Annotated in this window: 10 protein-coding genes; all 10 read right to left on the bottom strand. The window is 43.2% G+C overall.

Annotated features, from left to right (window positions below; translation table 11 throughout):
- Window positions 1–133: 133 nt before the first annotated feature.
- The gene (locus tag ABFX15_RS03240) at window positions 134–1,450 is read right to left on the bottom strand and encodes an AI-2E family transporter (RefSeq protein WP_346024075.1); all 1,317 of its coding nucleotides are present in this window, start codon (window positions 1,448–1,450) and stop codon (window positions 134–136) included.
- Between the two features lie 153 nt (window positions 1,451–1,603).
- A complete protein-coding gene (lysS, locus tag ABFX15_RS03235; protein WP_346024074.1) occupies window positions 1,604–3,106 on the bottom strand; it encodes a lysine--tRNA ligase in 1,503 nt (500 codons plus the stop codon).
- A gap of 187 nt (window positions 3,107–3,293) precedes the next feature.
- Entirely contained in the window at window positions 3,294–4,184 is an 891-nt protein-coding gene (gene hslO, locus ABFX15_RS03230) for an Hsp33 family molecular chaperone HslO (protein WP_346024073.1), read from the bottom strand.
- Between the two features lie 103 nt (window positions 4,185–4,287).
- Window positions 4,288–6,414, bottom strand: a complete 2,127-nt coding sequence (gene ftsH / locus ABFX15_RS03225; RefSeq protein WP_346024072.1) for an ATP-dependent zinc metalloprotease FtsH — start codon at window positions 6,412–6,414, stop codon at window positions 4,288–4,290.
- A gap of 179 nt (window positions 6,415–6,593) precedes the next feature.
- A complete protein-coding gene (gene hpt / locus ABFX15_RS03220; protein WP_346024071.1) occupies window positions 6,594–7,130 on the bottom strand; it encodes a hypoxanthine phosphoribosyltransferase in 537 nt (178 codons plus the stop codon).
- Window positions 7,131–7,168: 38 nt separating this feature from the next.
- A complete protein-coding gene (gene tilS / locus ABFX15_RS03215; protein ID WP_346024070.1) occupies window positions 7,169–8,596 on the bottom strand; it encodes a tRNA lysidine(34) synthetase TilS in 1,428 nt (475 codons plus the stop codon).
- A 72-nt stretch (window positions 8,597–8,668) separates the two neighbouring features.
- Window positions 8,669–9,109, bottom strand: coding sequence for a S1 domain-containing RNA-binding protein (locus ABFX15_RS03210; protein WP_346024069.1), 441 nt, complete (start codon window positions 9,107–9,109; stop codon window positions 8,669–8,671).
- A gap of 113 nt (window positions 9,110–9,222) precedes the next feature.
- Window positions 9,223–9,660 (bottom strand): FtsB family cell division protein, encoded by a 438-nt coding sequence (locus ABFX15_RS03205; protein ID WP_346024068.1) that lies wholly within the window; start codon window positions 9,658–9,660, stop codon window positions 9,223–9,225.
- A 172-nt stretch (window positions 9,661–9,832) separates the two neighbouring features.
- Window positions 9,833–10,102, bottom strand: a complete 270-nt coding sequence (locus tag ABFX15_RS03200) for an RNA-binding S4 domain-containing protein (protein WP_091265864.1) — start codon at window positions 10,100–10,102, stop codon at window positions 9,833–9,835.
- Window positions 10,092–11,237, bottom strand: a complete 1,146-nt coding sequence (locus ABFX15_RS03195; protein WP_346024067.1) for a MazG nucleotide pyrophosphohydrolase domain-containing protein — start codon at window positions 11,235–11,237, stop codon at window positions 10,092–10,094. The genes ABFX15_RS03200 and ABFX15_RS03195 overlap by 11 nt, the downstream gene beginning before the upstream one ends.
- Window positions 11,238–11,281: the final 44 nt, after the last annotated feature.

The following is an 11,281-nucleotide window of genomic DNA, read 5'->3' as shown; positions in this document are numbered from 1 at the left end:
GGAATTAACGAATACAGGTTTTCTAATTACATGCAATAGTGGATATTTAGTGTAAAAAGGGTAAATTCAAACTAAATGTCATCTTTTCTATAAAAAAACTGGCCCGTCTGTAAGACAGGTCAGTTTTTAATTATTATTCATCATCGATTTCTACTGAATCATCTATCTGCTCTTCTCCTGATTGACCAGCCTCAGTATCTCCTTTAACTTTCTTGTTCTCTTTTTTATTTTTTAGTTTAGCTATTTGTATATTACGCTTAAGCTGAGGGTCATGTTTGCTCTTTCCACTGACCGCAGCTTCGATTGTTCTGACTTCGTATTCTCCAGCAAGGTCCCCATAGTATTTATTATACCGTTTCTTGAACTGCTGAAAGAAATGGACAACGATGACTTTAAGGATGGCATAAATCGGCACACCGAAAATCAGGCCGAATAGTCCCAGGAGGTCGCCCATGACCAGCAGGACTATAATAATAGTCAGCGGGTGAACATTTAACTGTCTTCCCATAACGTTCGGCTCAATCAGATTTCCGTCAACGAACTGAACAACTGCCCAGACGAGAAGCAGCTGTATAACCATCCACCAGGAATCGATCAATGCTATTACAAGCGCCGGGATAAAGGCCAGCGTCGGACCGATATAAGGAATAATAGATGTAAATCCGGCAATTACTGCTAGTACCCCACTAAATTCCAAATTTATTATTGAGAAGCCAATGAACATCATGACAGCAATCGATGTTGCAATAATAAGCTGTCCTTTAACGTAGGCACCAACCTGATCATTTATTTCCGAAGATACTCTTATGAGATCTTCTCTCCATTTTGGCGGGACAATACTCAGCACTGCGTAAAAGAAACGTTTTTCATCTTTCAGCAGGAAAAACAGAATAATTGGGAAGGTAACGATTGTTACTACTACATTCGTCAAACCAGTCATGACCGCCGATAACCCACTGAATCCATCTGATAGATACTGATTTAAGTTGTCTGGTATCGAAGTTACAAAGTCTTCTCCTTCTTGAATAAACGACTCTATCTCATTGCCAAATGGCAAATCTTCCAGCCATCCAGTAACTGAAGCAATGATCGACTGGATAAAGTCAGGAAAGTTTTCTATAAAGCTGGCAACCTGATCTCTAAGCAGGGGATAAAGTGAACCTATTCCTACAACTAATACCCCGATAAGTAGAAGAAATAATATGACTACTCCATATATTCTTTTGACTTTTTTCTTTTCAAGAAAATCGACGAATGGATTAAATAAGTAATACAATAATAAGGCAATAACAAATGGCATTAAGATGTTGGACACAATAACAAATAAAGGGGTGAAAATATAGTCGACCTGGTTAAATATTATCGCCACAATACCGATCAAAATTAGTGTGACTAACGTAAACAGTAAATTGCTTCCCCCAAGAAATTTGATCCATCTTGTTTGTTTCATTCTTATTCCCACTTTCTCCTGATTCTTTATTCTCTTACCTATTATAGTATAGAAGTTTGAAGATATTATCGAGAATTTCACACTATAATTCCTAACTTCTTTTAATTATGTAAAAAATCTGGAAGTCACATAGGGTGGCTTCCAGATTTTCGGTTAATCAATATTTTTCATTGTAGGGAAGAGCAGTACATCACGTATGGAATGAGAATCAGTGAGAAGCATGATCAGACGGTCTATTCCGATACCTAAACCACCTGTTGGCGGCATGCCGTATTCAAGTGCTTCGATGAAATCTTCATCAATATCGTGCGCTTCGTCATTTCCCTGCGCTTTTTCAAGAGCTTGCGCTTCAAATCGTTCTCTCTGATCAATAGGATCATTCAGCTCGCTGAACGCATTGGCATATTCGTGTTTAGCTATAAAGAGCTCAAAGCGATCAGTGAAACGCGGATCTTCTTCATTTTTCTTAGCAAGAGGAGATATTTCCAGAGGATGACCATACACAAATGTCGGCTGAATCAGCGTATGTTCGACAAACGTCTCAAAGAACTCATTTACTACATGACCAAAAGTGGCATAATCGTCGATCGCGACATTATGCTCTTTAGCCAGCTGACGTGCTTCTTCATTTGTATAGTTCTGAAAGAAATCGATTCCCGTTTCTTCTTTGATAAGATCGACCATGTGACGACGATCCCACTTCTTACCTATATGAATTGTTTCATCACCATATGGAATATCTGTAGATCCAAGAACGTTTTCTGTAACCGTACGGATCAGATCTTCTGTCAGGTCCATTACATCATCCACATCATGGAAAGCTGTATACAGCTCAAGCATTGTAAATTCGGGATTGTGCGTCGTATCGATTCCCTCATTACGAAAGACTCTGCCAATTTCATAAACCTTTTCCATCCCACCGACAATCAGGCGTTTCAAATGCAGTTCAATAGCTATTCGAAGATACAGTTCCATATCCAGTGCATTATGATGTGTCGTAAATGGACGAGCAGCTGCTCCTCCAGCTAAATTATGCAGCAGAGGTGTCTCAACTTCCAGATAATCCAGTGAGTTCAGATACGTTCTGATTTCCTGAATGATCCGGCTGCGTTTAGTAAAGCGGTCATAGCTTTCTTCATTTGAAATAAGGTCCAGGTACCTCTGACGATATTTCTGTTCAACATTTGTCAGGCCGTGGTATTTATCAGGAAGAGGACGCAGGGCTTTAGATAGATAAGTCAGTTCCGTTGCGCGGACCGTTACTTCGCCCGTGTTGGTTTTCATAACTGTTCCTTCAATTCCTAGAAAATCACCTAAATCAGCAGTTTTGAAACTTTCGTACTGCTCATCGCCTACAGCGTCTTTTCTGACGTAGATCTGAATCGATCCGTTTTTATCTTTAAGGTGAGCAAAACCGGCTTTTCCTTTGCCACGTTTAGTCATCAGTCTACCCGCTATTTTAACAGTAATTTCTTTTTCTGCCAGTTCTTCTTTTGACTGATCTTCATGTGCTTTATGAAGTTCGTCTGAAAAATGTGTTCGTTCGTAACGTCCGCCAAACGGGTCGACGCCTCTCTCTTTAAGGTCATTCATCTTCTGACGGCGTACCACCAGCTGATCAGTCAGTGTTTCCTCGTTATGTGTATCTTGAGACAATCCTGTCACTCCATTCTATTGACTTTTCTTCAGTAAGGTATTCTTACAGGAAACACGCTTTTTATAGAAACAAGGGGTTCTTCTAAGAACCCGACCTTTCTTTTCCTGTTCTCTTAATACCTGTTATCTGAATTATAGTACCATATCTTTACTCCAGCATAAAGATGATTTCCTGACTTAATTCAGATCAGCCATTGATCCCGTCAGCTTCTTCCATCAGTTCTTCCAGTTCATTCCGGTCGAAATGGTAAGGTGTCCGACAGAATTGGCATACTGCTTCCGCTCCGCCGTCTTCATCTATCATGTCATTTATTTCCTGTTTACCTAGTGTAATGATTGCATTTTTAAATCGTTCCTTTGAACAATCACAAGTAAAGCTGACAGGCAAACCGTCAATAATTCGTGCTGATCCATCTCCGACTAGTCGGTCAAGAATCTCTTCTGGAGTTTCTCCCTTTTCCATAAGCTGTGAAACCATAGGTAATTCTGCAATAGCCTGTTCGATTTTATCAATTGTTTCATCTTCTGCATTAGGAAGGACTTGTATCATAAATCCTCCTGCAGCTTTTACAGATTCATCAGGATTAACCAGTACAGAAAGACCAATCGCTGAAGGGACCTGTTCGGAATTTGCCATATAATAAGTGAAATCTTCGCCGAGTTCTCCACTTATTAGCGGAACCTGGCCTACGAAAGGTTCTTTCATTCCCAGATCTTTACTGACTGTCAGCATGCCTTCCGTTCCAACCGCTCCTCTTACATCGATCTTCCCATGTTCGTTTAAAGGTAGGCTGACATGAGGATGCTTGATATATCCCTTTGTCTCACCTTTACCATTGCTGTCGATCAGAAGATATCCGATCGGACCGTCCCCTTCGATTCGAACAGTCAGTATTTCTTCACCTTTTAATGTGGCTCCCATAAGTGTCGTTCCAACCATTGCACGGCCAAGCGCACATGTTGCGGCACTCCAGGTGTCATGTTTAGTCTGTGCTTCTCTGACCATATCTGTCGCATCAACGACGTAAACTCTTACCTGATCATTGTATCCTAATGCTTTAATCAATTTATCTGACACACTATTCACGATCCTTTATTTCAGTATTTGTTGCTTCTCATTCTTTATTTTACATGGAAAGAAGAGGAGGGCTAATGATACGCCTCCTCTTCTCCTTCAGCTGTTATTCTTTCGTTTCGTCTTCAGAAGATTCTTCTTTGTCTGTTGTTTCACTGTCGGACTCATTTGACTGTGCTTCTTCGAACTGTTTCTCTCGTGCTTTTTCTTTTTCTTCTCTTGCTGTTTTTACTTCTTCGAAGGATGTTCCGATTTGTTCCTCTTCAGGATCACGGTCAGCTTCTGCGCTTTCGCGTGGGAATTCAGTCGGCTTCTCTCCTTTTTTAGCTGGCATTTCGCCTTCTTCAAACAGAGACTTGATCTGCTTCTCATCAAGTGTCTCAAACTCAAGAAGTTTTTGCGCAATCAGTTCATGAGACTCTTTATGCTCCTCAATGATTCGCTTAGCTTCTGCATGTCCTTCATTAAGAATACGTAGAACTTCCTGATCTATCTGATAGGCAAACTGTTCAGAATATGCCTTGGATTGAGAATAGTCTCTTCCAAGGAATACTTGTCCGCCGCCTTCGTATTGAACCGGACCGAGCAGATCGCTCATCCCGTATTCCGTAACCATGCTTCTGGCAATTTGTGTCGCCTGCTGGAAGTCATTGGATGCCCCACTTGACTGAGAACCAAAGATCAGCTCTTCAGCTACACGTCCACCCAGAAGGCCGACGATCTGCTCGAACAACTCTTTCTTAGTCATTAGGAAGCGGTCTTCTTTAGGCAGCATGATGGCATATCCACCGGCACGTCCACGAGGGACGATCGTCACCTTATGAACAATACGGGCATCACTTAACACCAAACCGACAATGGTGTGTCCGGCTTCGTGGTAAGCAACCATGCTTCGTTCAGTCTCGGAAATGACTCGGTCCTTCTTAGCTGGACCCGCAATGACCCGGTCATGTGCTTCGTCAATATCCATCGCTTCAATTTCTTTACTGTCGCGTCTTGCAGCGACCAGCGCGGCTTCGTTAAGCAGATTCTCAAGGTCAGCTCCTGCAAATCCAGGGGTCTGTCTTGCGATGATTTTCAAATCGACATCCGGAGACAGCGGCTTGTTCTTAGCATGAACTTTTAGGATCGCTTCACGTTCTTTAACATCCGGTCTGCCGACCATGATGCGTCTGTCAAAACGTCCAGGTCTCAGAAGTGCCGGATCCAGAACGTCCTGTCTGTTGGTTGCCGCAATGACGATGATTCCTTCATTACCGGTAAATCCGTCCATTTCAACAAGCAGCTGGTTAAGTGTCTGTTCACGTTCATCATGACCTCCACCCATTCCAGCGCCACGCTGACGACCGACTGCATCAATCTCATCGATGAAGATGATGGCTGGTGCAGTTTTCTTGGCAGTCTCGAACAAGTCACGTACACGACTTGCCCCAACTCCGACGAACATCTCAACGAACTCAGAACCTGAGATCGAGAAGAAAGGCACGCCGGCTTCACCCGCTACTGCTTTCGCAAGCAAGGTCTTACCTGTACCGGGAGGCCCCTCAAGCAGCACACCTGCTGGAATTCGGGCACCCAGATTTGAGAATCGCCTTGGATCCTTAAGGAATTCAACGATTTCAACAAGTTCTTCTTTTTCTTCGTCTGCTCCTGCAACATCAGAGAAGCGGACTTTACTTGTCTTGGCATCCGTTTCTTTAGCTTTGGACTTGCCGAAGTTCATGACCCCGCGTCCACCGCCTGCTCCGCCACCTTGTCCAGCCTGACCCATCATAAAGTAGATGAATCCGATGAACAGAAGCATCGGCAGGAATGTAAACAGAAGACTGGTCCAGACACCGGTTGTCGGCTCTTTGATCGACACAATATTAACATCATTTTCTCTTGCTAATGAGAACATTTCATCAACGACACTGTCGTTAACTAAAATATGAGTGGTAAATCGGGAAGCCTGCTGCTGATCAAGACTACCGAACAATGTGACATCCTGATCCTGTTCAACTTCTACTTCCTGTCCTTCTCGAAACTGTCCTCTTATCTCATATACGCCAGCTGTAGGCTGGACCTGAAATTCTTCTATGCGATCATCTTCCAGAAATTCGATAAACTGGGTTGAACTAACCCCTTCTGAAGCCTGATCTCCACCGCCACTAGTCGCCCAACTTGCAATACCTATAACTGCAAGAAACACGATGACGTAGAAGAATCCACTCTTAAAAAATCCTTTCTTCATGTCATCCTCCATCTATCAACTGATTTTGATTGTGATCCATTTTAAGGTTACTTACTTAAAATAACATACCATATCATGTTACCATACTTGACCATTTTTGGCTATGAATTTTGTTTGATGATTCCATATACTAGTTGTTTCAGCATTGAAAATCCATACTTCTTTCACAAGTCAGTTGACTACTGGTAGATTTCAGGCCTAAGCACGCCTATGAATGGCAGGTTACGGTAATTTTCAGCATAGTCCAGTCCGTAGCCCACTACGAATTTGTGCGGCACTGTAAACCCTACCCAGTCGGCGTGAATATCGATTTTGCGGCCGGACGGCTTGTCCAGCAGGGTGACGATTTTGACCGAAGCTGCTTTACGGTATTTGAAAAGATCTTTCAGGTAAGCCAGAGTACCTCCAGTATCGATAATATCTTCCACGAAAAGGACGTGTCGGCCTTCGACGTTTGTATCCAAGTCTTTCAGGATCTTGACTTCTCCAGATGAGACCGTTTCATTTCCGTAGCTTGATACATCCATGAAGTCGATTTCCAGGTGTATATCCATTTTTTTGATTAGATCTGCCATAAATGGCAGAGCACCTTTAAGTACACCGACCAGCAGAGGGTTTTTCCCGTCATATTCCTTGCCAAGAAGCTCACCAAGTTCCTGAACTTTCTCCATAATTTCCTCTTCAGATATCAATATGCTTTCAATTTCATTTCTCATGTCATGATCTCCTTTTCATCTACTCTTTACTTTTAAAATTACATTCTTTCATATACGAGTACGTAGCTAATTGTATCAGTTCTAGGGTCCAGTGACAATGCAGATTCCTTAAGGTCAACGACCCATAAAATGCGACCTGTACTGTCTGTCACGACCCAAGCCCGCTCTCTGTCTTCTCTCGGTATTTTCTGATCTATAAAAATATCTTTCACTTTCTTTGTTCCAGTCATTCCTCTGACAGTCATCCTGTCTCCATTGTGTCTGTGACGTATCGTCAATGGGGTGCTCTGAAACGGAATTCCAAGATACAGATGTCGTTCATTCTGACTTGATTCCCTGGACCGGAATGATTCATAGGTGAGCAATCCCATCGAGCTGCCGTCCCCCAGTTCGATCCATTGACCGACTGCCAGTTTCTTCTCAATTTCATTTTCGCTTTCGATCTCATACCTGCTGTCAGACTCTTTTTTTCGAATCATGCAGCGATCGTACATTCTCTCTGCAGTCAGCCCCCCCGGAAGATCCAGTGTCGTATTAGGACTAGACGCTTTCAGCCAGTCAATGATCATCTGTATGTGCTTGTGCCCTAGAGTGTAGGACTGCTTTCTGGACCACTGTTTGATTCCACTGCTCAGTACCCGTCTCTGCAAGGCCTCATCCGCCTGTTTAAGAGCAGGAACCATGATGTACAGAGCGTCATTATCAAATGATAGTATGTCTTTTTTCCACTCTTCGACACATGGGGCAGAGAGGGACAGAAGACTATCGAGATCTTCTGTAAACCGGATCAGATGATCGTCAACTGCTGGGTTTTCAGATCTGAGAAGCGGTAGAATTGTCTGCCTGTATCGATTTCTCGTAAACTTTACCGATGCATTGGACTCATCTTCAGCCCAGCGCAGCTGTCTTTGTTCTGCGTAGGATATCAGATTTTTCTTGGTAAATGGCAGTAGTGGCCTGACTATCGTAACTGTCCCCTCTGATCGTTTAGCTGATATACCTTTCAGTTCTTCCAGCGCACTGCCTCTGACCAGCTTCATGAGGATCGTTTCAACTTGGTCATCCTTATGATGGGCAGTCAGAACTGCACGGCTGCCCATCCGCTGGGCAATTTCTTTGAAAAAGGAATAACGAATATCTCTTGCCGCTTTCTCGATGCCTGAGTCCGGGTGGTCTTCTTTTCGCCAGTGATGGACGTAAACAGGAACAGTGTATCGTTCAGCAAGTTTTCTGACTGCCGATTCCTCATCATCAGAGATCCCTCTCAGATGATGATTGACATGAGCAATTATAATATTCGGTTTGACATCCTCTGGCAGCCTGCCCATCAGGTCAAGGAGGACGACAGAATCAACCCCTCCCGATACTGCGACGATGACCGGTTCGTCAGGTTCCCAGGCATCGAGCGTTCTAATGTGTCCAGTAAACTGCTGGAGCAGATCCATCTTCTCCCACCTTTCAGACATTGGATATTCCAATTAAAAAGGGTTCAGGGACTCCCCCCAAACCCTTTCTCTTATGATTTAAATGTTAATGTGTCAACTTCTTCTTCCGCCACGTCCACCGCGTTTGTTTTCAGTGTTTCGTTTAATGGAGGTCAAGCGGTCTTCACTGTCTTTCAGGAATGAACTCATTAGAGAGTCGAAGTCCTGTTTTTTCGGAGCTGAGCTGCTTCTTTTATTTGAAGAAGAACTTGAACGCTCACGACTTGGCGCTTTAGGTTTTGGAGCTGATTCAGCAGGCTTGTCCTGGGCTTTGCGAATAGATAGTCCGATTTTACCGTCATCTGCTATAGATAAGACTTTCACTGTAACGGTCTGGCCAACTTCCAGTTCTTCATTGATGTTTTCTACATAACTGTCTGACACTTCACTGATGTGAACTAACCCTGTCTTGTTATTGCCTAAATCAATAAACGCACCAAAATTGGCAATACCCGTGACTTTACCTTCTACTTTGCTTCCAACTTCAATTGACATATTTTCTATGTTTCCTCCTAAATAATTTGAAACAATTATACCATGCAAATTTTTAAGAATAAAGGTCTATATAGAAGAATCTTGATAAATCACTCTCGATTGTTCGGGTTTTGTCATTCTTCATCCGTTTCTTCTTCGTCAGCGTCCGGATTTTCATCAGTGGCTTCCAGATGATCCGGATTTCGGTCATCCGGGAAGCTGAAGACGATTTCGTTATCCTTTGTCAGATAATACTCGCTTCTAGCCAGCTTGGCTACATACTCTTCATCTTCCAGGAGACCGATATAGTAAGCCAGTTCTTTCTGCTGTAGGTCCAGAGATTCCAGTTCCTGCTGTGCTACCACTCTCTGTTCCTCCAGATCCTGAAGTTTAACATAATTTCTTGCCAGAGTACTTCCAGCCAGAACAACCGGAAGCATGCCTGCTGCGACGATGATACGCATCCTTCTTTTCAGCTTTTTATGTCTTTTATGCGCTCTAATATTTTCCAGGGTCTTCGTTTCTATAAAGTCGTTTTTCATACGGGCAATACGTGGTTTTTTATTTCCCATAGTGATTGCTCCTCCTTCTTCCAATTCAGGGAATCGTGATTAAAGTATACCAAGAATAAGTCGAATGATAAAGATTCTCTGGAGAGGAAACCGGTCCAGAATTAAATTGTAATGAAAAAGACACAATCAGTTCCGCTAAATCAAGCGGTTCTGATTGTGTCTAACTGATCAGTCAGTTGTTGTCAGACTCCTTATAGGTCTCTTCCAGCACAGTATATAGATCTTTTGCTTCATCTTTTTTCGTTGTGTCTTTTATATTATCGACTCTAACTTTCAGTGTTTTGTTTCCGAACTGTATCGTCAGTTCATCTTCAACTGCTACTGAACTCGAAGATTTAGCTGTCTTTCCATTGATCTGTATACGGTCTTTATCCGCAATTTCTTTTGCAACAGATCTTCTTTTGATTATACGTGACACTTTAAGAAATTTATCAAGTCTCATCTCTCAACCTCTTCTCTTCCTGTTTGATTTTCTGCCAGATGGCATCGACTTCTTCCGGCGTGGATGCACTCACACCGTCAAAGACATGAGGGTGACGGCGTCTCATTTTGCGGTTCACACTTCCAAGCACCTCTTCGAATGTAAAGAGTCCCTCTTTTTCAGCTGCATTGGTCTGGTAAAGTATCTGAACAAGGACGTCTCCCAGTTCCTCCATCCAATTATCTATATCTTCCCGTTCGATGGCTTCGATCAGTTCTTCTGTTTCTTCTCTGATGTATTCCACCAGGGAAAGCGGGGTCTGCTCAATGATCCATGCATCCCCATCTTCTCCGGTAACCCTGTCTATATAATACTGCAGAGTGGACAATGACGTGATTTGTTCGTCCTTTGATAAAGGAGGGACATACAGCGACCTTAAATTGAACACGCCGTCAAAACGGTCCATTTCAAATAGCGGCAGCCACTGTACTTTTTCATCAGATGTTCCCGCGCCATCGATAACTGCCACTTGATGATCATCCGGATATTTTTCCATCAGAGTCAATTTGACCTCTCCTGCCATTAAGGCATTAAACACCTGCATGACAATGAGGTGCTGACCAGTCTGTACCAGATCATGATTCAGCTCAAAGGAATCAACCAGCTGGAACCCTTCGACCGGATCGATGCGGACAGCTTTGAAAAGATCATCGAGAAAACTTTTTCCGTCCAGGATTTCGACCTTGTCATATTGTTCCAGCAGATCCTTGACCGTCTTCTCAGCAACCATAGGATGACCCGGAACGGCGTAAAGCACTTCCCTGCTCTGTGCTTCTTTTATCAGCTTTTCGACAATCGACTGATAAACCTGACTAAAATCTTTACTATACTGGTCGTAGAGGTAGTCCATCGATTCAAAGACGAGTCCTTCTTCTTTCATTTCGTTCAGGGCAGGATGGTCCGATGTTCTGACGATTATCGACTGACTGCTCATGAGCCTCTCATATACACTCAACGGCATCTGCCGCTTTTCTCCAGGTCCCAGCCCGACTATAGTGATGGTGTGCATAACTGCCTCCTTATGATGATGTATTGCCAACTGCTTGATGCTGCCTGCTCCGACAGCATCAGGCAGCATATAAAATTCTTTGTTCATTGCAGACAATTCGTCTCAGTTCTGGACGGATACTTCTCCTGTCT

This window comes from Alkalibacterium indicireducens, assembly GCF_039522005.1.
Lineage (GTDB): Bacteria > Bacillota > Bacilli > Lactobacillales > Carnobacteriaceae_A > Alkalibacterium > Alkalibacterium indicireducens.
The sequence above is the reverse complement of the archived record's forward strand: the minus strand, read 5'-3'. Positions and strand labels throughout refer to the sequence as shown.

Excerpts from the sequence above, each read along its gene's own strand:
- ABFX15_RS03240 (WP_346024075.1), bottom strand. The coding sequence starts at position 1,450 with ATGAAACAAACAAGATGGATCAAATTTCTTGGGGGAAGCAATTTACTG.
- ftsH (WP_346024072.1), bottom strand. The coding sequence starts at position 6,414 with ATGAAGAAAGGATTTTTTAAGAGTGGATTCTTCTACGTCATCGTGTTT.
- hpt (WP_346024071.1), bottom strand. The coding sequence starts at position 7,130 with ATGAGAAATGAAATTGAAAGCATATTGATATCTGAAGAGGAAATTATG.
- tilS (WP_346024070.1), bottom strand. The coding sequence starts at position 8,596 with ATGTCTGAAAGGTGGGAGAAGATGGATCTGCTCCAGCAGTTTACTGGA.
- ABFX15_RS03210 (WP_346024069.1), bottom strand. The coding sequence starts at position 9,109 with ATGTCAATTGAAGTTGGAAGCAAAGTAGAAGGTAAAGTCACGGGTATT.
- ABFX15_RS03205 (WP_346024068.1), bottom strand. The coding sequence starts at position 9,660 with ATGGGAAATAAAAAACCACGTATTGCCCGTATGAAAAACGACTTTATA.
- ABFX15_RS03200 (WP_091265864.1), bottom strand. The coding sequence starts at position 10,102 with ATGAGACTTGATAAATTTCTTAAAGTGTCACGTATAATCAAAAGAAGA.
- ABFX15_RS03195 (WP_346024067.1), bottom strand. The coding sequence starts at position 11,237 with ATGAACAAAGAATTTTATATGCTGCCTGATGCTGTCGGAGCAGGCAGC.